The organism is Blautia sp. MCC283 (assembly GCF_018785565.1).
Classification (GTDB): Bacteria; Bacillota; Clostridia; order Lachnospirales; family Lachnospiraceae; genus Blautia_A.
In genome coordinates this window covers 20,778-41,206 of sequence record NZ_WQQB01000012.1, presented here as the reverse complement: position 1 = coordinate 41,206, position 20,429 = coordinate 20,778, and the positions used below count along the sequence as shown (strand labels likewise).

Below are 20,429 nucleotides of genomic sequence, written 5' to 3'. Positions count from 1 at the left end.
CAGATAGTCTTCTGCAGAAAAAAATAAAATTTTTTTTGTCCTATACTTGACACATCCACATGTATGCAGGCATACATATTGTTCCAATATGGCGAAAGCTGGAATGAATCCGAAAGCACTCCAATATTTAATGGGACATTCTGATATAGGGGTTACGTTAAATGTATATACGCATCTGGGATTAATTGATGCAAAAGAAGAGATGAATAGGATTGCAAAACTGGCATAGTATGATAAAATAATAGAAAAAAGAATTAAAAATAATCTGATTATAAGGTTCTTAGAAAGCCTGTTTTCCAGGCTGATTATTACTAAGAAGTTACTAAATTTGGATAAGAAAATATACGAATTTATGCTGTGATATACAGGAAAATGACAGGATTGAAGATTATCGGAAAATGCCTGTAAACAGCGTAAATACAGCATTTCAAGGAGTTTTAAGCAATGATAAGAGTGTTATTTGTCTGCCACGGCAACATATGCCGCTCAACCATGGCCGAAAGTGTTTTCACCTACAAAGTAAAAACACTCGGTCTTTCAGAGCAGTTCCTGATCGACAGTTTTGCGACAAGTACCGAGGAGATTGGAAATCCGCCGCACAGAGGAACTGTAAAGAAACTTCGTGAAGTGGGAATCCCACTGATTCCGCACAGAGCGAAACAGATCACATGGGCGGATTATAATAAATTTGACTATATTATCGGTATGGACACTGCAAATATACGGAATCTGAACCGGGTGCTGAGAAATGATCCGGAAGATAAGATTTATAAATTTCTCACTTTTTCAGGATCTGGACGTGATATTGCAGATCCGTGGTACACGGGAAATTTTGATGAAACTTATGAAGATGTGCTGGAAGGATGTGAGGGATTTCTGAAATATCTGAAGGAACATGGAGAAATTCAGTAACAGGACATCAACAGGATCCTCTGATGAGACATAAATGTGAAATAATATAAAAGATTTGACAGTAAAAGGCAGCGAAAGCTGCTTTTTCTGTCGATGAAAACTTCTTTACAAATTCAGAAACTTCTCTTATACTGTTCTATACAGCAGACAACTCAAAGATATATATTTATTCTATTCATTCAATAATTCAATTCAGAGGTTGCCGACCTGTTGAGGGCTGGCACCATCAAATCAGGACATTCGTCCGCATTGTTTCACAGAAAGGAATTAAATATGGAAAAAGGCTATGAAATGTTTATCACAGATCTGAGGAGGCTTCTTCTTGCTGCTATGGATATGGAAGAGGAGAAGATTTACTTTGCAAAAAAAGGCGAAAAGTATGGCTGCACAGGAGACAGGCTTTTTGTGGAGTGCGGAGATATTGAAAAGTCGCGCCAGATCTGTGGATTACATACGGAAGAACTTTATGAGCGGTACTGTAAAGAGCACAAACTGGAAAATATCATTCATGACTGTGTATGTGAAATAAAAAAAGCCAGAGAAAACTGTGTTATCTGTGACATAGAGCAACTGGAGAATTACGAAAAAGTGAAAGGAAAACTTTTTATCCGCCTTCTTAATGCAGATAAAAACAGAGATGTCCTGAAAGATACGATCCATCATAAAGTCGGGGATATAGCGCTTGTGCTTTATTATATGGCAGGAGAAAAAGACGGATATATTCTTAGTACAAAAGTAAAAAAACATTTTCTGGAACAATGGGAAAAAGATCCGGATATAGTTTTTGAGGCAGCACTGGTAAATACATATTTTATCAGTCCACCCAGAATATATCACTGGGAAAAAATGCTTTTTGATAAGGAATACAGGGGAGATAATTTTATGGACATATTGGGATCCTATCATCCGAATAAAGGGATATCAGGGAATTGTCTCAGCACAGAAAAACGTACTAATGGAGCAGCAGCAATCTTTCTTCCAGGTGTAGCCCGACGTCTTGCAGAGCTTCTGGAGTCTGATCTGTATCTTGTGTTTACCAGCATTCATGAAGTAATGGTACATAGCACAGATAAAGTTTATCCCGAAGAGCTGAAAGAGGTTCTCCTGGATACAGTCAAAAAAGCAACTCCGGAAGAAGATTATTTGACATCGTCCATTTACCGATATAGTCGACGTACCGGGGAGTTTTCTGTAGAAGTGAAATAGAAACGTAGATAAACAAAAAAGAACCAGGATGGAAATCCTGTCTGCAGGAATAAAATCCATCTTGGTTCTTTCTATATAGATTCTGCAGAAATTTTAACTGAGAAGAGCAGAATCATTGGAAAATTCTTCGCCGCTGGCTTCTTCGAATTTGTCAAGAAGATCTTTTACAGTAAGTTTTTTCTTTTCCTCACCCTGGATATCCAGAATGATCTTTCCCTCCCACATCATGATCAGACGATTGCCATGAGTGATAGCATCACGCATGTTGTGGGTGATCATCATGGTTGTCAGGTGATCACGGTTTACGATCATGTCGGTGATCTCGAGGACTTTGGCAGCAGTTTTTGGGTCGAGAGCTGCGGTATGTTCATCCAGAAGAAGAAGCTGAGGCTTTTTTAAGGTTGCCATCAGAAGAGTCAGAGCCTGGCGCTGACCGCCGGAGAGAAGGCCGACTTTGGAAGTAAGACGGTCTTCAAGGCCCAGACCAAGAATCTTCAGAAGTTCATGATATTCTTCCCGTTCCTGACGAGTAATACCTGGGCGGAGAAGCCGGGCCTTTCCACGGCGTTTTGCAAGAGCAAGGTTTTCTTCGATTCCCATAGTAGCTGCAGTTCCGGTCATAGGATCCTGGAATACACGGCCAAGATAAGCAGCTCTTTTATATTCGGAAAGTTTTGTGACATCAGTTCCACCGATGATGATCTTTCCGGAATCTACAGGCCAGGCACCTGCAACTGCATTCAGCATAGTGGATTTACCGGCACCGTTTCCGCCGATAACAGTAACAAAATCGCCCTCGTTCAGATGGAGATCCACGCCATTTAAGGCAACTTTTTCATTGATAGTACCCGGATTAAATGTTTTATGTATATCAATCAATTTCAGCATGATTATTTACCTCCCTGTTTGGCTTTTGTAAAATATTTGCCCTTCCAGTATGGAAATGCAAGAAACAGTGCAACAACAAGGGCAGAAAGCATTTTCAGAAGGTCCGTATCAATTCCCATCCAGATAACAACCTGGAGTACCAGATAATAAAGAATGGAACCAAATACAACACTTAAGAGCTTCAGTGCAAAGTTGCGGAAAATACGGCTGAAGATTGCTTCACCGATGATAACGGCAGCAAGACCGATAACGATGGAACCACGTCCCATATTAATATCCGCAAATCCCTGGTACTGTGTAAGAAGAGCTCCGGAAAGAGCAACCAGTCCGTTGGAAAGCATCAGAGCAAGGACTTTGTTACGGTCGGTGTTGATACCCTGTGCACGGGACATGCTTGGATTACATCCGGTAGCACGTAAGGAACAGCCAAGCTCTGTTCCAAAGAACCAGTAAAGAATCGCAATCAGAATAACGATCATAATGGCTACAATAAAAAGAGTGTTCTGTGTCAAGGAAACACCTTTAACACGTCGAAGAGATACCAGAAGATTAAATTTATCAACATTGATCGCCTGGTTTGCTTTTCCCATGATTTTTAAGTTTACGGAATAAAGGGAAAGCTGTGTCAGGATTCCGGCAAGGATAGCCGGGATGCCCATAAAGGTATGAAAAATACCGGTGGCAAGACCGGCCAGAAGACCGGCTCCTGTTGCAACCAGCATGGACACCCATACATTGTGTCCGCTGAGCATCATCATGATACAAACAGCGCCGCCTGTACATAAAGTTCCGTCAACGGTAAGATCCGCGATATCAAGAATGCGGAATGTAATGTACACACCGATCGCCATGATTCCCCAGATAAGCCCCTGTGCGGCAGCTCCTGGAAGTGCGGTTATTAAACTCATAATCTGCATGTTAAATTATCCTCCTCTTTTTTATGCACGAACAGCGAGAAGGGGAACTCCCTTCTCGCTGTATCAGTGTATAATAGGTTTTTTACCGATTATTCAGCTGTTTTATCTGTTTCGATTGCTTCATATCCATCCGGAATTTTAATACCAAGCTCGTCACAGATGTCTTTGTTGTATTCTTTTGTGAATTTTGGTGCATATTCAATCGGCATTTTGGAGATATCTTCGCCATCCTGAAGGATGCTGACTGCCATTTCGCCGGTTTTGTATCCAAGGTCATAGTAGCTGATGGAAAGAGTTGCAACACCACATCCCTGGCAGATACCTTCCTCACCTGCGATTACCGGAACTTTTGCCGGAAGACAGATGTTGTTGATGATCTCTGTATTGGAAGCAACTGTATTATCTGTTGGTACATAGATTACATCACTGTCATTGGCAGCTGTAGTAACAACAGAAGAAAGATCGTTGGAATCGGAGAATGCATAATACTCACATGTATATCCAAGTTTTTCAAGAGCATCCTTGACTGTATCTACCTGATACTGGGAATTCGGCTCTGCGGAGCAGTAGAGAAGTCCGACATTTTTCGCATCCGGGAAAAGTTCATGGAGCATATCTGCCTGCTCATCAAGTGGAGCAAGGTCAGAAGTACCGGAAATATTTCCGCCTACTGTGCCGTCGAAATCATCAATTCCGAGAGCGACACCGTATTCTGTAACGGCTGTTCCAAGGATCGGGATATCGGAAGTTCCTGCAGCAGCAGCCTGAAGAGATGCGGTTGCGTTTGCGAGGATCAGGTCAGTTCCTTCAGAAACAAAGCTGTTGATAATCGTAGAACAGGTATTGGAATCACCCTGTGCATTCTGCTCATCAAATTTTACAGAATCACCCATCTTTTCGGTGATGGCATCCTCAAAACCTTTGGTTGCGGCATCCAGTGCATCATGCTGAACCAGCTGACAGATACCGATGGTGTAAGTTTTTTCTTCTTTGGCGCTTACTGTGGCAGCACAGGTTCCTGTTACAAGAGCTGCTGCGAGTACAGCTGTTAAAACACGCTTTTTCATATTGTTTTCCTCCTCACGATATAGTTGCATCTTTTTGAATATTAAAAAAGCAACACTGATTGTGTTAGTATAATGCTTTAACGCTTAAAAGTCAAGAAGAATTAACGTGAAAATGCGTTGATTGAAAAAAATATTCAGGACAAATCCGGGAAAATCCTCTGTATGGTCATAAATATCTGTCCGGTAAAATAAAATGATAAACTTATGCACAGGAAAAAGACAGATTCATATCTTATTATGACTGGATATTTTTGTAGGGAGAAAAATATGGCATATAAGATTGTTCTGGATGCAGGCCATGGTGGGGAAGATCCGGGAGCTGTTTATAAAGATCGTAAAGAAAAGGATGATAATCTGAAACTGGCACTTGCTGTGGGCAGGATTCTGGAGGATAATGGGGTAGACGTGGTGTATACAAGAACTACGGATGTTTATCAGACTCCTTTTGAAAAAGCGAGGATAGCTAATGAAACAGGTGCTGATTATTTTATTTCTTTTCACAGAAATAGCAGTCCGCAATCTGGACAATACAACGGAGTTGAGGTATTGGTTTATGATAAGAAAGGCATAAAGTACCAGATGGCACAGAATATTGTAGGTGCACTTGGCGAGTTGGGATTTCAGGAACTGGGAGTAAAGGAAAGACCAGGGCTTGTTGTTCTCCGAAGGACTAAAATGCCGGCACTTTTGATAGAAACCGGATTTATTAATTCGGAGAAGGATAATCAGCTTTTTGATGAGAAGTTTAAAGAGATTGCCAAAAGCATTGCAGATGCGATACTGGGTACCCTGAATGATGAAAAAGTAGATGCTCCGTTATATTATCGTGTACAGACCGGGGCTTTTCGAAATAGAGAAAATGCGGACCGGATGCTGTATCAGCTGACAGATCAGGGATTTCCGGCATTTATCCTGAAGGAGAATGATCTTTATAAAGTTCAGGTGGGTGCATATCTGCAGCTTGGTAATGCGGTGAATATGGAGCAACGTCTCAGAGACCATGGGTACAGTACCGTGATCGTTACAAGATAAAACAGGAGATCCGGATAGAATCTGAAACAGTATCCATGAGAAAGCATGATATGATACACAAAAATGAAGAAGATCAGAAATGTTTGTTTTTGCAAAAAGAATATTTCTGTTTGAGATACAACAGGGAAGGAAAACAGAGAATGTATGAGGAATTTTTAAAACAGATTGAAGATTTTATATTTATAGAAGATAAACCGGAAAAAGCGGATGTGATATTTGTTCCCGGAAACGGATATCCGCAGATGGCCGAAAAGGCGGCACAGCTGTACAGGTGTGGAATGGCGCCGAAGATACTTCCAAGCGGGAGATACAGTATTACAGCTGGAAAATTTGCAGGAGTGCTGGAAAAAAAAGAATATTATACCGGGGCTTATAAGACAGAATGGGAATTTTTAAGAGATGTCCTTATGAAAAATGGAGTGCCCAGGGAAGCTATTCTGAGAGAGGATCAGGCTACGTTTACTTATGAAAATGCAATCTACTCCAGGCAGGTAACAGACAGAGAGCACCTGAATATCCAGAAGGCGATTCTCTGCTGTAAAGCCTGCCATGCAAGACGTGCATTAATGTATTATAAAATGCTTTATCCGGACACAGATTTTTTTGTATGTTCATGTTGTGTGGATTCGGTTGATAAAAGTAACTGGAGTGAGACAAATGAGGGAATTGACGAAGTAATGGGAGAAATGACACGAATAATCAAACAGTTTTCTGTGATGCTTAAAAAAAATTAATTTGGGGGTGTCGTAAAAAAAAGAATTGTGTTATAATGCTTTTGACGAAAAAACGAAATATCTGTTACGAAAGATTAACAAGATATTAATTTTTGGAGAAATATTAATTCGGGCGCATGATAAATGCGTTCGATATTTTATGTAAAAGAATTTTCAGATAAATAACAAATATAAAACGAAAATTTTGAATATAGAGGTGCAGATTATTATGAAAAAGAATACAAAGATTACTTTTAGCAGAAGCTTTTCGATATTGGCAGCAGCGGCGTTATCTATGACATTGATGGGGGGACAGGCATTCCCGGCATATGCGGACAGCACTTCCGGTGTTGAATCCGGGGCTGTGATTCCGGACAATATTACGATTGACAGTCCAACTGCACTGAGAAATATTGCACTTCCATCTAATTCATATGGAACACTTTCCTGGGTGGATGGATCTTATATCCCGGAGAAACGTGTGCAGTCCTGTGAGGTTGTATTTAAACCGTCAACCAGTGCAGATCTTTCCGGACTTCCAGGATGGGACAGCGCTTCAGGAACGATCACCGGTTATGTAACTGTTGTTGTCAGCAGTCTTGACAGTACTTCAGAGGAGTATGTGAGCGATGAGGACAGGGATTCTTATGAATATGAGGAATCCGATGAAAAAGAAAAGAATACTTCCGACAGTGATGAGGACAGCTCAGATACGTCTGACAAAGAAACAGTAGAAGAAGATAATTCCAACGAGAGCGGAGACCAGAAAGATACTTCGGAAGACAGCAGTGCTGTTGAAAATCAGAATAAAGAAGATACAGATTCTTCTGGTGATAAGGATGGTCAGAATACAGATGGCCAGAACAAATCGGACCAGGAACCCCAGATAATGGAGACACCGGAGGCAACCGCAACACCGGCTGGAGAAGACGATACGCCGGACAATGAGAAACCGGAAGTAACAGAAACACCGGAAGTGAGCACAACTCCTGCAGCAGATGATAGCACCGCAGATTCTGATCCTGCAGATAGTAAAGCAGATAATAAAGATGACGCTCCAGAGGTAACAGAGACCCCGGATACAACAGAAATCCCAGAGATCACAGAAAAACCGGAAGATAACAAGGATAATATTTTTGACAGAAAAGACGATGCAGAAGATAAACGTCCTCAGAATGCGGCTACTGATCTGACAGATGCGGAGAAAGCTGCAACTGCTGTACAGAATCATACCTGTGATGGAATCACAGTATCCGGTATTGACCTTCCGTGGTATGTGCAGTTCCGTGTTTCCGGAGGTGATGACTACCAGTTTACCAATGAAGAGGATGCTGCGATCTTTAAATCCTATGAATTTGAACTCTGGGATACTCAGAAAAATACAGAATATGAGATTCCAGATGGAGAATACATCAGTGTAACCGTGCCGGTAAAAGCAGGCTATACATATTCTATTGAGCACCTTCTTGACAATGGCGCTATGGAAACGATCATCCCGAGTGTGGATGGAGATACCATGACTTTCAGTACGCATTCTTTCAGTCCGTTCGGTATTGCGGGAAGTAAATCTCTGGTAGGACCGGATGCGGGAAGCGACAGCAGTGTGACAGTGACACCGGCAGCGGATACTTCTTCCACAGATACGGGAGCAGGCAGTTCGACTGATACTTCCAATGACAGCGGTGAAAGCACAGATGAAATGGATACATCCAAAGATCTGTCTTCCGGAACAGCAGAGTTGACAGACTCTTCTTCACAGAACGGTACTGAGAGCAGTGAGTCCGAAGACCAGTCTTCACAGGCGAAATCCAAGAAACAGGTAAATACCGGAGATACGACACAGATTCTTCCTTTTGTAATTCTGTTTGTGGCAGCGGCAGTTGTAGCCGGTGTGGCGGTATTCCTCAAAAAGAGAAAGAAATAAAATTAATAAGAATAAGAGTAAAAGTCCTCCCGTATAATGAGACTGGGAGGGCTTTTTATGCGTGTAAAAACAGTGTTGTGGTCATTATTACTGTCTTATGGGCTGACAGGACTTTTTCTTTTGCTTCTGGCTTTTCTGCTTTTTCAGTTTGAGCTGGGCGAAGGAGCGGCAGCTGCAGGAATTGTTTTTATTTATGTGGTGTCCTGCCTGGCCGGAGGTTTTGCCGCCGGCAGAATTATGCGTAAGAACCGTTATCTGTGGGGAATTGTTACAGGGCTGTCTTATTATGTTCTACTGCTTCTGGTATCTTTTCTGGCACAGGGAAAATGGGATATGACTTTTATCCATGCAGTGACTACTTTTTTTATGTGCCTGGGCGGCGGAGCCATCGGGGGAATGCTGTCGTAAAAGCTTGCAAAAAAATGCTTTGAAAATCGACAATTTTATGCTATACTAGGCGGAGAATAGAATACATAAAGGAGGATATATCATGGAACATATCAAGACATTAAATACAAAGAACCTTCAGAACACGGTTAAGAAGGGTGGATGTGGCGAATGTCAGACATCCTGTCAGTCTGCTTGCAAGACTTCCTGTACAGTAGGAAACCAGAGCTGCGAGCATAAATAAGAAGCAGCCGTTGAATGAGTGGAAAGCAGCGGGAGACCCGCTGCTTCACTTGTTTTATCTGAAAGTAACAGGTATCCAGCAAAACGCGCCGGAGGGCGCGTTTTGTCGGGTTATAAAAGATTTTTAGAAAGGATTGCGGGAAGATGAGTCTGATTCACCGTTATCAGAGTAATGGATATAATATCGTGCTGGACATCAACAGCGGCTGTATCCACCTTGTAGATGAAGTAACCTACGAGGTACTGCCGTATCTGGAAGAAGGCATGGAAGCGGATGCTATTGCCGAGAAGCTTGGCGACCGTTTTAAGAAAGAAGATGTGGAAACATCAGTAACTGAATGTAAGAAGCTAAAGGAACAGGGAATGCTTTTTACAAAGGATATTTATGAGAATATCATTGACGAATTTACCAAGAACCGTCAGACCGTTGTAAAGGCTCTCTGCCTTCATATTGCCCATGACTGTAATCTGGCATGCAGATACTGTTTTGCGGAAGAAGGAGAGTATCATGGAAGACGTGCGCTGATGTCCTTTGAAGTTGGAAAGAAGGCACTGGATTTCCTGATCGCCAATTCCGGTTCCAGAAAGAATCTGGAAGTGGATTTCTTTGGTGGCGAGCCGCTTATGAACTGGCAGGTTGTAAAGGATCTTGTGAAATATGGAAGAGAGCAGGAGAAGCTTCATAATAAGAAATTCCGTTTCACACTGACAACCAATGGCGTTCTTTTAAATGATGAGGTTATGGAATTCTGTAACAAAGAGATGGGAAATGTAGTTTTAAGTGTGGACGGAAGAAAAGAAGTCCATGATTACATGCGCCCGTTCCGTAAAGGTGCAGGAAGTTATGATCTGATCATGCCGAAATTCGAGAAATTTGCGGAGTCCAGAAATCAGGACAAGTATTATGTAAGAGGAACCTTTACCCATCATAATCTTGATTTTTCCCAGGATGTTCTTCATCTGGCTGACCTTGGCTTCAAACAGATCTCTGTGGAGCCGGTTGTAGCAGCAGATACAGAAGAGTATGCCATCCGTGAGGAGGATATTCCTCAGATCCTGGAACAGTATGACATTCTTGCAAAAGAAATGATCAAAAGAGAAAAAGAGGGAAAAGGATTCAACTTCTTCCACTTTATGATCGACCTTACCGGTGGCCCGTGTGTATACAAACGCCTTTCCGGATGTGGCTCAGGAACTGAGTACCTGGCTGTCACACCGTGGGGAGATTTTTATCCATGCCATCAGTTTGTCGGTGAGGAACAGTACCTCATGGGTAATGTAGACGAGGGAATCACAAAACCTGAAATCGTAAAAGATTTCGGAAGATGTAACGTCTACACCAAACCGGACTGTAAAGACTGTTTTGCCAGATTCTACTGCAGCGGCGGCTGTGCGGCAAACGGCTATCATTTCGGGGGAGATATCCGGGGGAATTATAAGATCGGATGCGAACTCCAGAGGAAGCGTGTGGAGTGCGCTATCATGATAAAAGCCGCTTTGGCGGAATAAGAGAGGAAAAAGAAAATGAAGAAAAGTAGAGGAATTGCAGTGCTGCTTCTGACAGCGATTGTCACAGTATTCTTCTGCTATGTGGCTGCGGTAGGCATTGGCCCTACAGGTACAGGTTCGGCTAAGAACATCAACACCGGACTTGATCTTGCCGGCGGTGTCAGCATCACATACCAGGCCAAGGACAGCAATCCAAGCAAGGAAGACATGTCCGATACTGTTTACAAGATGCAGCAGCGTGTTTCTCAGTACAGTACTGAGGCACAGGCGTATCAGGAAGGTTCCAACCGTATTACCATTGAGATTCCGGGAGTATCAGATGCAAATGCGATCCTGGAAGAACTTGGAAAACCAGGTTCCCTGTATTTCATCGATCAGACAGATGCAGACGGAAACCAGAACTTTACAACAGGAAACAGCGAGAGCGGATATGTCCTTGCAAGAAGCATCGAGGATATCCAGAAGGCCGGTTCTGTTGTACTGGAAGGTACAGACGTTGCAGATGCTGAGGGAGGTGCTTATCAGGATTCATCCACAAGCTCTCAGAAATACGCAGTTAGCCTGACTCTTACAAAAGATGGAAAAACCAAATTTGCGGAAGCTACCAAGGCAAATGTTGGCAAGCAGATCGCAATTGTATATGACAATCAGGTTTTAAGTGCTCCGAATGTAAATGAGGAGATCTCCGGCGGAAAAGCTCAGATCACCGGAATGGCAAGCACAGAAGAGGCACAGAACCTTGCTTCTTACATAAGAATCGGTTCCTTAAGCCTTGAGCTTACCGAGCTTCGTTCCAGCGTAGTTGCTGCACAGCTTGGTGAGGAAGCTATTGCTACAAGTGTGAAAGCCGGAGCAATCGGTCTTGTGATCGTTATGCTGATCATGATCATCGCATACCGCATTCCTGGTCTGGTTGCATCTGTTGCCCTGGCCCTTTATACAACTTTAATGCTGATCACACTGAATGCCTTTGATATCACCCTTACGCTTCCGGGTATTGCAGGTATCATTCTGGGCATTGGTATGGCGGTGGATGCCAACGTTATCATCTACGCCAGAATCCGTGAGGAGATCGCGGCAGGTCTTTCGGTCCATGCAGCGATCAAGAGTGGATTTGGCAAAGCGTTTTCCGCTATTTTTGATGGAAACATCACAACACTGATCGCAGCCTGCGTGCTGATGTGGCTGGGTTCCGGTTCCGTTAAGGGATTTGCCTACACGCTGGCGATGGGTATTGTAATCTCCATGTTTACAGCACTGGTTGTGTCCAGACTTGTGATCAATGCAGTATACGCAGTTGGTGTCCGTGATCCGAAATTCTACGGTGTTGCCAAAGAACGTAAGGTTGTGGACTTTGTTGGAAAGAGAAAGATCTTCTTTACCATCTCCATTATCCTGATCCTCTGCGGACCTGTGGGAATGCTGATTCACAGCAATGTGATCGGTGACAAGGCCATGAATTACAGCCTGGAGTTCTCCGGTGGTACTTCTACCAATGTAACCTTCAACAAAGAGATGGATATCAAGGAGATCGACTCCGAGGTAACACCGGTTGTTGAGGCTGTGACAGGAGATAAGAACGTACAGCCGACCAAGGTTCAGGGAACCAATCAGGTAGTGATCAAGACACGTTCTCTGGATCTTAAGGAGCGAGAAGCACTGAACAAGGCACTGGAAGAAAACTTTGATGTGGATACAAGTCTGATCACATCTGAGAATATTTCTGCTACTGTCAGCAATGAGATGAGAAGAGACGCTATCGTAGCTGTTATCGTAGCTGCGATCTTCATGCTTCTTTACATCTGGTTCCGTTTCAAGGATATCCGCTTTGCAAGCAGTGCGGTACTTGCACTTCTTCATGATGTCCTGGTCGTACTTGCATTTTATGTTATTTCCAGAACATCTGTGGGAAATACATTTATTGCATGTATGCTGACGATCGTAGGTTATTCCATCAATGCCACCATCGTCATCTTCGACCGTATCCGTGAGAATATGAAGGGCAGAAAGAAAGTCGAGGATGAGAAGCTGAAAGAGATCGTAAATGCCAGTGTTACAGAAACTCTGACACGAAGCATTTACACATCTCTTACAACTTTCGTTATGGTTGCGATTCTTTATGTGATGGGCGTTTCCTCTATTAAAGAATTTGCAGCACCTCTGATGGTAGGTATCATTGGTGGAGCATATTCTTCTGTATGCATCACAGGTGCTCTGTGGTACACCATGAAGACTTTCAGAAAGAACCGTACTGCCGCACCGGCAGCTGCAGCAGCGTCCGTTCAGACTTCCTCTGAGAAAAAGGCAAAACAGCCATCCGGACAGCCGGCAGCCCCGCAGCAGCCAAAGAAGAAAAACCGTAAAAGAGTTGCTGAGCGTCTTGCGGCGCAGGAAGTAGCAAAACAGCAGAGCGACGAGGAGAAATCCGAGTAAAACTGCCAAATAACAGAAACGTTCCGTATCGGGAAAGATAATTTCCCGGCGGAACGTTTTTTTTATGCGGTGTTTTCTTGTGCGTCACAAAAAACTTGCAGCCAGACGGGATTATGGGTTACAATATTATTATTGTGTCGCTTTGAAGGAAGAAAGCGACAAAGCATCGAGGAGGAAACAACATGGAACGATGGGTTGTTGCCGCAAAACGGGCGGATTTTACGGCAATTGGGAAAGAGTTTGGAATTGATCCGGTAATCGCCAGACTGATCCGGAACCGGGATGTACAGGACAGAGAGGAGATCCGCAGATACCTTTACGGAACCGTAGAAGAACTGGCTTCCCCACATTTAATGAAAGATGTGGATAAAGCAGTGGAAATCCTGCGAAATAAAATAAAAGAAAAAAAGCGTATCCGTATTATCGGAGATTATGATATTGATGGTGTAGTGTCCACGTTCATCCTCATTAAAGGACTGAAGCGAGTAGGTGCACTGGCAGATACATATATTCCGGACAGGGTGGCTGACGGATATGGGATCCACGAGCACCTGATCGAAAGAGCAGTGAACGATGGGATTGACGTAATTGTTACCTGTGATAACGGAATTGCGGCGTACAATGAGATTGCGATGGCAAAGGAAAAAGGAATAACAGTGATCATAACCGATCATCATGAGATTCCCTATAAAGAAACAGAAGCCGGCAGAGAGCTGATCCTTCCGCCAGCCGATGCCATTGTAAATCCCAAACAGCCGGACTGTAATTATCCGGAAAAAAGACTCTGCGGGGCAGTGGTTGCCCTGAAACTTGTGACAGCTCTCTATGAAGCCTGCGGTATTCCCTCAAAAGAGCTGGAGGACTTTCTGGAACTGGGGGCCATTGCCACAGTAGGAGATGTCATGGATCTTCAGGGGGAAAACCGTATCCTCGTAAAAGAAGGGCTGAGAAGACTTTCTCACACTTCCAACAAAGGTCTCAGTGAACTGATCCATGCCAACGGTCTGGAAGATGGGCCGATCACTGCTTATCATGTGGGATTTGTGCTGGGGCCATGTATCAATGCCAGCGGAAGACTGGATACCGCTGCACGCTCTTTGAAACTTCTCTGTGCGGAGACGGAAGAGGAAGCGGCAAAACTTGCCGGTGATCTGACCGCGTTGAATCAGAGCAGAAAAGCTCTTACCGAAGAAGGAAAAGAAGAAGCGATCCGTATTGTGGAAGAGACAGAAATCGGACAGGACCGTGTTCTTGTGATCTATTTACCGGACTGTCACGAAAGCCTTGCCGGAATTATCGCAGGACGTATCCGGGAAAAGTACAATAAACCGGTCTTTGTTCTGACAAAAGGGGAAACAATGGTAAAGGGCAGCGGCCGTTCCATAGAAAGCTATTCCATGTTTGAGGAACTGGTAAAATGTGGGGATCTGATGGAGCAGTATGGAGGACACCCCATGGCTGCCGGACTTTCTATCAAAGAAGAAAATGTGGAAGAATTCCGCAGACGGTTAAACGAAAACTGTACGCTGACAGAAAAAGATCTGATGCCAAAGATCGTTATCGATGTGCCGATGCCGGTTTCCTATATTAATAAGGAACTTGTGGAAGAGATATCCCTGCTGGAACCTTTTGGAAAAGGAAATACCAAGCCGATCTTTGCACAGAAAGGACTTCGTGTTTTAAGCAGCCGTGTTCTTGGTAAAAATAGAAATGTGGCGAAACTTCAGCTGTCAGACAGCACGGGCTGTGTGATAGAAGCGGTCTATTTCGGAGAAGCGGATGAATTTATAAATGAAGTGAAAAACAGCAGTTCTGTTGCTGTAACATATTATCCGGAAATCAACAGATATCAGGGAAGAGAGACTTTGCAGATCGTGATCCGAAATTATCTTACAGAATAACAGGAATATCGGCACGCAAAAATACAGATCCTGACAGTTTGCAACTGACAGAAAGGCAGGAAAGTGGACCGTGCACTGGGCAATATGCAATCCAAAGCCTGTCGGAATTCTGCGAGTTCTGTCGGGTTGCACATTGATTCCCTACAGAAAAAGTGCTATACTATCTATCATCTGATTGACAAATTAAACCATTGGAGGTTATTATGAAAAAAATAGAAGAATATGTAAGAAGTATCCCGGACTTTCCAGAGCCAGGGATTATTTTCCGTGACGTCACCAGTGTTATCCAGGATGCGGATGGATTACAGCTTGCGATTGATTCCATGCAGGACTGTCTGAAAGGTGTAGATTTCGATGTGATCACAGGTCTTGAATCCAGAGGCTTTATCTTTGGTATGCCGATCGCATACAATCTTCATAAACCATTCGTTCTGGTACGTAAAGCAGGAAAGCTCCCATGTGAGACCATTTCCAGAACTTACGATCTGGAATATGGAAGTGCAACGATCGAGATGCATAAGGATTCTATCAAGCCAGGACAGAAGGTTGTAATCGTAGATGACCTGATCGCTACAGGCGGAAGCGTGGAAGCAGCTATTAAGCTTGTGGAAGAGCTTGGCGGCATCGTTGTGAAAGTTGTTTTCCTCATGGAGCTTGCAGGCCTGAAAGGACGTGAGCGTCTGAAAGGCTATGATGTAGCATCTGTGATCTGCTACGACGGAAAGTAATTTTTGTCGGTGGAAGGGGATGTGAACTGTTGTAGTCATACGGCAGTATGAAATTGTGCACAGGCAGGTGGGATTTAATGGCAGAGACAAAAAATACGGAAAAACAGAACATTGAAATACAGAAGGAAGAAGAAAAAGAAAAAATGGAATCTGTCCGGAAGGCAGATGCGGCGGTAAAATCCATGCATGATTTTACAAGCCCTGAGGTTCTTTATCAGGAGCTGATAAAAAGCGTGAAGAAATATCATCCGTCTACAGATATCTCCATGATCGAAAAGGCCTATAAAGTGGCTAGTGAGGCACACAAGGATCAGAAACGTAAATCCGGTGAGCCCTATATCATTCATCCTCTCTGTGTAGCGATCATCCTTGCGGATCTTGAGCTGGATAAGGAGACCATTGTGGCAGGTCTTCTTCATGATGCAGTAGAAGATACCTGGATGACTTATGAAGAAGTGGAAAAGGAATTCGGTTCTGAGGTAGCACTTCTGGTAGATGGTGTTACCAAGCTGGGACAGCTGTCCTATTCCAAGGATAAGGTAGAGGTCCAGGCTGAGAACTTAAGGAAGATGTTCCTTGCAATGGCCAAAGATATCCGCGTTATTCTGATCAAACTTGCAGACCGTCTTCATAATATGCGTACCTTGCAGTATATGAGACCGGAGAAACAGCAGGAGAAGGCAAGAGAGACCATGGATATTTATGCTCCCATTGCCATGCGTCTTGGTATTTCCAAGATCAAGGTAGAGCTGGATGATCTTTCACTTAAATATCTGAAACCAGATGTTTATTATGACCTTGTAGAAAAAGTAGCCCTTCGTAAAAGTGCCCGTGAAGCGTTTGTCAATTCTATTGTGAAGCAGGTAAAGCAGCACATGGAAGATGCCAACATCAAGGCGCAGGTGGATGGCCGTGTGAAACATTTCTTCAGTATTTATAAGAAAATGGTCAACCAGGACAAGACCATTGACCAGATCTATGATCTGTTTGCCGTGCGTATCATTGTGGACACCGTAAAAGACTGTTATGCAGCACTTGGTGTTATCCATGAGATGTACAAGCCGATCCCGGGTAGATTTAAAGATTATATCGCAATGCCGAAAGCCAACATGTATCAGTCTCTGCATACAACACTGATTGGCCCCAACGGACAGCCTTTCGAGATCCAGATCCGTACATTCGAAATGCATAAAACCGCAGAATATGGTATTGCAGCCCACTGGAAATATAAGGAAACTTCCGATGGCAAGAAACCTGGCAAGAGCGAGGAGGAGAAGCTGAACTGGCTGCGCCAGATCCTGGAGTGGCAGCGAGACATGTCCGATAACCGGGAGTTCATGAGCCTTCTGAAAAACGACCTGGATCTTTTTGCAGACAGTGTTTATTGTTTCACGCCTCAGGGTGATGTCAAAACTCTCCCCAATGGTTCCACACCGATCGATTTTGCATACAGCGTGCACAGTGCAGTAGGAAATAAGATGGTAGGTGCCAGAGTCAATGGTAAACTGGTTCCTATTGAATATAAGATCAAAAACGGCGACCGTATTGAGATCATCACATCTCAGAATTCTCAGGGCCCAAGCCGTGACTGGCTGAAGATTGTAAAGAGTACACAGGCTAAGAACAAGATCAACCAGTGGTTTAAGAAAGAACTGAAAGAAGATAATATCCTGAAAGGTAAGGACATGCTGAACCAGTATGCCAAGACCAAAGGATTTAAACCAGGCCTGTACACCAAGCCGCAGTATATGGAATCCGTAATGCATAAATACGGTTTCCGTGACTGGGATTCCGTACTGGCAGCTATCGGACATGGCGGCCTGAAGGAAGGCCAGGTGTTCAATAAACTGGTAGAAGCCTATGAGCGGGAGCACAAGAAGAATCTTACAGATGAGCAGGTTCTGGAAGCTGCTTCCGAGTCACAGGAGAAGCTGCACATTGCCAAGAGCAAGAGCGGCATTGTGGTAAAAGGTATCCACGATGTGGCAGTCCGCTTTTCCAAATGTTGCAGTCCAATTCCCGGAGATGAGATCGTGGGCTTTGTTACAAGAGGACGAGGAATCACCATTCATCGTACGGATTGTGTGAATGTCCTCAATATGCCGGAGATCGACAGGAAACGTCTCATTGAGGCAGAGTGGCAGATGCCGGATAAGGCAGATCCTGAGAAATACGAAGCAGAGATCCAGGTTTACGCAAACAACCGTACCGGACTTCTGGTAGATATTTCCAAGATCTTTACAGAGCGGAAGATCGATCTTCGTTCCATCAACAGCCGTACCAACAAGCAGGAACGTGCGACGATCTCCATGTCCTTTAATGTATGCAGTAAACAGGAACTGAATTCCCTGATCGAGAAGATCCGTCAGGTTGAAAGTGTTCTTGACGTAGAAAGAACAACGGGCTGACCCGATAAACGGAGGAAATTTTATGAGTAAGCTTGAAATGCAGCAGTGCGTGCTGGGGCAGGTGTTTACCAATTGCTATTTTCTGAAGAATAAGAAGACCGGAGAGCTGCTGATCGTAGATCCGGGAGACTATGCGGAGAAGGTTTTTCAGAAAGTAGCTCTTATGCAGGGAAAACCGGTGGGAATCCTTCTGACCCATGGCCATTTTGATCATATCATGGCTGTGAAGGAAGTGAAGGAAAAATATCAGATCCCGGTTTATGCCTGCAGACAGGAAGAAGCAATGCTGGCTGAGCCCACAGTAAATATGACTGCTGTTTATGGAAGATCCTGTTCCATTAAGCCGGATGTTCTTCTGGATGACGGTCAGATTTTTGAAGCAGCCGGATTTTCCATCCAGATGTTCCATACACCGGGACACACCAAGGGAAGCTGCTGCTACTATATTGAGGATGAGGGCGTACTTTTCAGCGGAGATACATTGTTCTGTGGCTCTGTTGGAAGAACCGATTTTCCGGGCGGAAGTTCTGCGGAGATCGTAAGGAGTCTTCATAAGCTTGTGGACGCATTGCCGGAAGATACAGAGGTATTTCCGGGACATGACACATCCACAACCATTGGTTACGAAAAGAGGTATAATCCATTTGTATAAGATTGGCATTTTGTTTCAGAACAGAGATTTTGAACATGATGTGTATGAGCTGATCAAAGCGTTTTATCCCGGAAATGAGATCACTTCTCTTTATGAGGAGGATGATGCGGATTATGATATCCGCTTCCGGGTTTCCCGTGATGAAGAAGGTTATACCATCAGTTACGATAACGGAATAGAGAAAAAGACAGCTCACGGGGCTGTGATGGAAGGGCAATCCAGTGGAGAAGCTTCGGATGCCCTTATTTCTTGCGATGATGCCCATGATACCCGCAGAAAAAATAAAGACGCTATCAAATATGCCCTTTATCAGATGCTTTCCAAAGCTACAGGAAAGACACTTCCATGGGGAAATCTTACGGGTATCCGTCCTGTAAAAATGGCGATGGGTATGCTGGAATCCGGAATGAAGAATACAGAGATCGCCAGATATATGAGAGAACAGTATCTGGTAAGCCCGGAAAAAACAGCCCTTGCAGTTACCATTGCCAACCGTGAGCGGGATATCCTGAAAAATATCGATTATGAGAACGGTTACAGCCTTTATGTGGGAATTCCTTTCTGTCCAAGTATCTGTCTGTACTGTTCTTTCAGTTCCTATCCACTGGAAAAATGGCGTAAATATGTAGAAGATTATCTGGATGCACTGGTCAAAGAAATCCAGGCTGTTTCCCAGATGATGAAAAATCGGAAACTGGATACGGTTTATATTGGCGGTGGAACACCTACCACTCTGGAACCGGATCAGCTTCGGAGACTTCTTGGCGCGATCACGGAATATTTTCCCTGTGAGGAACTGGAGGAATTTACAGTTGAGGCAGGAAGACCGGATAGTATCACTCTGGAAAAACTTCAGGCGATCCGGGAATTTCCGGTTACCAGGATTTCTGTAAATCCACAGACTATGAATCAGGAGACTCTGGATATCATCGGCAGACGCCACACCGTAGAGCAGACAAAAAATGCGTTCCATCTGGCAAGAGAAGCCGGATTTGATAATATCAATATGGACCTGATCGTAGGTCTCCCAGGTGAGAATATCACAAAAGTACAGCATACACTGGACGAGATAAAAGCGCTCGGGCCGGACAGCCTGACTGTACATTCTCTTGCTGTGAAGCGTGCGGCAAGACTGAATATCTTCCGCGATCAATATCAGGAGATGACTTTTGAAAACAATCAGGAGATCATGAACCTGACCATGAAAACTGCCTATGAGATGGGAATGGGCCCTTATTATCTGTATAGACAGAAGAATATGAAGGGAAATTTCGAGAATGTAGGTTATTCTGAGGTTGACAAAGCAGGGATTTACAATATACTGATTATGGAGGAAAAGCAGCCGATCATCGCACTGGGTGCTGGTGGTTCCTCCAAGCTGGTGTTTGATCACGGACAGCGGATCGAGCGTGTGGAGAACGTAAAGGATGTTACCAATTATATCGCACGTATTGATGAGATGATCGAGAGAAAACGCACAGGCATTGAAAAATGGCTGTAGACGGAAAG

Annotated in this window: 18 protein-coding genes; 15 read left to right on the top strand and 3 right to left on the bottom strand. The window is 43.9% G+C overall.

All coding sequences use genetic code 11. The features are described from left to right. The first annotated feature begins 46 nt into the window (after positions 1-46). The 3 genes from GPK81_RS03490 to GPK81_RS03480 all read left to right on the top strand — a co-directional run bounded on the left by GPK81_RS03490 (position 47) and on the right by GPK81_RS03480 (position 2,118). Entirely contained in the window at positions 47-229 is a 183-nt protein-coding gene (locus GPK81_RS03490; protein WP_226845253.1) for a tyrosine-type recombinase/integrase, read from the top strand. 215 nt (positions 230-444) lie between these two features. Next, positions 445-912, top strand: coding sequence for a low molecular weight protein-tyrosine-phosphatase (locus tag GPK81_RS03485; RefSeq protein WP_118071398.1), 468 nt, complete (start codon positions 445-447; stop codon positions 910-912). A 273-nt stretch (positions 913-1,185) separates the two neighbouring features. Next, the gene (locus GPK81_RS03480) at positions 1,186-2,118 is read left to right on the top strand and encodes a DUF5688 family protein (RefSeq protein ID WP_021977268.1); all 933 of its coding nucleotides are present in this window, start codon (positions 1,186-1,188) and stop codon (positions 2,116-2,118) included. Between the two features lie 93 nt (positions 2,119-2,211). On the opposite strand, the gene GPK81_RS03475 is transcribed toward GPK81_RS03480, so the two are convergent. From GPK81_RS03475 to GPK81_RS03465, 3 genes are all read right to left on the bottom strand, one after another. After that, entirely contained in the window at positions 2,212-3,006 is a 795-nt protein-coding gene (locus GPK81_RS03475; RefSeq protein WP_215706551.1) for an ABC transporter ATP-binding protein, read from the bottom strand. A 2-nt stretch (positions 3,007-3,008) separates the two neighbouring features. Continuing rightward, on the bottom strand, positions 3,009-3,923 hold the full coding sequence (locus GPK81_RS03470) for an ABC transporter permease (protein WP_215706550.1): 915 nt from the start codon (positions 3,921-3,923) through the stop codon (positions 3,009-3,011). 89 nt (positions 3,924-4,012) lie between these two features. After that, entirely contained in the window at positions 4,013-4,990 is a 978-nt protein-coding gene (locus GPK81_RS03465) for an ABC transporter substrate-binding protein (RefSeq protein WP_021977270.1), read from the bottom strand. Positions 4,991-5,257: 267 nt separating this feature from the next. Here GPK81_RS03465 and GPK81_RS03460 point away from each other — a divergent pair, with 267 nt between their 5' ends. The 12 genes from GPK81_RS03460 (at position 5,258) to hemZ (ending at position 20,421) form a co-directional block, all read left to right on the top strand. After that, positions 5,258-6,022: an N-acetylmuramoyl-L-alanine amidase gene (locus GPK81_RS03460; RefSeq protein ID WP_215706549.1), complete on the top strand. Its 765-nt coding sequence runs from the start codon at positions 5,258-5,260 to the stop codon at positions 6,020-6,022. Positions 6,023-6,162: 140 nt separating this feature from the next. Continuing rightward, positions 6,163-6,756: a YdcF family protein gene (locus tag GPK81_RS03455; protein ID WP_021977272.1), complete on the top strand. Its 594-nt coding sequence runs from the start codon at positions 6,163-6,165 to the stop codon at positions 6,754-6,756. A 208-nt stretch (positions 6,757-6,964) separates the two neighbouring features. Then, positions 6,965-8,659 (top strand): hypothetical protein, encoded by a 1,695-nt coding sequence (locus tag GPK81_RS03450; RefSeq protein ID WP_215706548.1) that lies wholly within the window; start codon positions 6,965-6,967, stop codon positions 8,657-8,659. Positions 8,660-8,716: 57 nt separating this feature from the next. After that, positions 8,717-9,067 carry a TIGR04086 family membrane protein gene (locus GPK81_RS03445; RefSeq protein ID WP_021977274.1) on the top strand — a complete coding sequence of 117 codons (351 nt, stop codon included), beginning with the start codon at positions 8,717-8,719 and terminating at the stop codon, positions 9,065-9,067. An 82-nt stretch (positions 9,068-9,149) separates the two neighbouring features. Next, positions 9,150-9,290: a six-cysteine ranthipeptide SCIFF gene (gene scfA / locus GPK81_RS03440; RefSeq protein WP_015524633.1), complete on the top strand. Its 141-nt coding sequence runs from the start codon at positions 9,150-9,152 to the stop codon at positions 9,288-9,290. Between the two features lie 143 nt (positions 9,291-9,433). Next, complete coding sequence (gene scfB, locus GPK81_RS03435; protein WP_021977275.1) at positions 9,434-10,798, top strand: thioether cross-link-forming SCIFF peptide maturase; 1,365 nt, start codon at positions 9,434-9,436, stop codon at positions 10,796-10,798. Positions 10,799-10,813: 15 nt separating this feature from the next. Further along, positions 10,814-13,231, top strand: a complete 2,418-nt coding sequence (secD, locus tag GPK81_RS03430; RefSeq protein WP_215706547.1) for a protein translocase subunit SecD — start codon at positions 10,814-10,816, stop codon at positions 13,229-13,231. A 182-nt stretch (positions 13,232-13,413) separates the two neighbouring features. After that, positions 13,414-15,132 carry a single-stranded-DNA-specific exonuclease RecJ gene (gene recJ / locus GPK81_RS03425; protein ID WP_215706546.1) on the top strand — a complete coding sequence of 573 codons (1,719 nt, stop codon included), beginning with the start codon at positions 13,414-13,416 and terminating at the stop codon, positions 15,130-15,132. Between the two features lie 203 nt (positions 15,133-15,335). Further along, a complete protein-coding gene (locus GPK81_RS03420; RefSeq protein ID WP_021977278.1) occupies positions 15,336-15,860 on the top strand; it encodes an adenine phosphoribosyltransferase in 525 nt (174 codons plus the stop codon). A 77-nt stretch (positions 15,861-15,937) separates the two neighbouring features. Continuing rightward, positions 15,938-18,268: a RelA/SpoT family protein gene (locus GPK81_RS03415; RefSeq protein ID WP_215706545.1), complete on the top strand. Its 2,331-nt coding sequence runs from the start codon at positions 15,938-15,940 to the stop codon at positions 18,266-18,268. A gap of 22 nt (positions 18,269-18,290) precedes the next feature. Then, positions 18,291-18,920: an MBL fold metallo-hydrolase gene (locus tag GPK81_RS03410; protein ID WP_021977280.1), complete on the top strand. Its 630-nt coding sequence runs from the start codon at positions 18,291-18,293 to the stop codon at positions 18,918-18,920. Next, positions 18,868-20,421: a coproporphyrinogen dehydrogenase HemZ gene (gene hemZ, locus GPK81_RS03405; RefSeq protein WP_215706544.1), complete on the top strand. Its 1,554-nt coding sequence runs from the start codon at positions 18,868-18,870 to the stop codon at positions 20,419-20,421. Before GPK81_RS03410 ends, hemZ begins: the two co-directional genes overlap by 53 nt. The last annotated feature ends 8 nt before the right edge of the window (positions 20,422-20,429 follow it).

What these genes read in the sequence shown, in the direction of transcription:
- GPK81_RS03485 (WP_118071398.1), top strand. Translation starts at nt 445, where the DNA reads ATGATAAGAGTGTTATTTGTCTGCCACGGCAACATATGCCGCTCAACC.
- GPK81_RS03480 (WP_021977268.1), top strand. Translation starts at nt 1,186, where the DNA reads ATGGAAAAAGGCTATGAAATGTTTATCACAGATCTGAGGAGGCTTCTT.
- GPK81_RS03475 (WP_215706551.1), bottom strand. Translation starts at nt 3,006, where the DNA reads ATGCTGAAATTGATTGATATACATAAAACATTTAATCCGGGTACTATC.
- GPK81_RS03470 (WP_215706550.1), bottom strand. Translation starts at nt 3,923, where the DNA reads ATGCAGATTATGAGTTTAATAACCGCACTTCCAGGAGCTGCCGCACAG.
- GPK81_RS03465 (WP_021977270.1), bottom strand. Translation starts at nt 4,990, where the DNA reads ATGAAAAAGCGTGTTTTAACAGCTGTACTCGCAGCAGCTCTTGTAACA.
- GPK81_RS03460 (WP_215706549.1), top strand. Translation starts at nt 5,258, where the DNA reads ATGGCATATAAGATTGTTCTGGATGCAGGCCATGGTGGGGAAGATCCG.
- GPK81_RS03455 (WP_021977272.1), top strand. Translation starts at nt 6,163, where the DNA reads ATGTATGAGGAATTTTTAAAACAGATTGAAGATTTTATATTTATAGAA.
- GPK81_RS03450 (WP_215706548.1), top strand. Translation starts at nt 6,965, where the DNA reads ATGAAAAAGAATACAAAGATTACTTTTAGCAGAAGCTTTTCGATATTG.
- GPK81_RS03445 (WP_021977274.1), top strand. Translation starts at nt 8,717, where the DNA reads ATGCGTGTAAAAACAGTGTTGTGGTCATTATTACTGTCTTATGGGCTG.
- scfA (WP_015524633.1), top strand. Translation starts at nt 9,150, where the DNA reads ATGGAACATATCAAGACATTAAATACAAAGAACCTTCAGAACACGGTT.
- scfB (WP_021977275.1), top strand. Translation starts at nt 9,434, where the DNA reads ATGAGTCTGATTCACCGTTATCAGAGTAATGGATATAATATCGTGCTG.
- secD (WP_215706547.1), top strand. Translation starts at nt 10,814, where the DNA reads ATGAAGAAAAGTAGAGGAATTGCAGTGCTGCTTCTGACAGCGATTGTC.
- recJ (WP_215706546.1), top strand. Translation starts at nt 13,414, where the DNA reads ATGGAACGATGGGTTGTTGCCGCAAAACGGGCGGATTTTACGGCAATT.
- GPK81_RS03420 (WP_021977278.1), top strand. Translation starts at nt 15,336, where the DNA reads ATGAAAAAAATAGAAGAATATGTAAGAAGTATCCCGGACTTTCCAGAG.
- GPK81_RS03415 (WP_215706545.1), top strand. Translation starts at nt 15,938, where the DNA reads ATGGCAGAGACAAAAAATACGGAAAAACAGAACATTGAAATACAGAAG.
- GPK81_RS03410 (WP_021977280.1), top strand. Translation starts at nt 18,291, where the DNA reads ATGAGTAAGCTTGAAATGCAGCAGTGCGTGCTGGGGCAGGTGTTTACC.
- hemZ (WP_215706544.1), top strand. Translation starts at nt 18,868, where the DNA reads ATGACACATCCACAACCATTGGTTACGAAAAGAGGTATAATCCATTTG.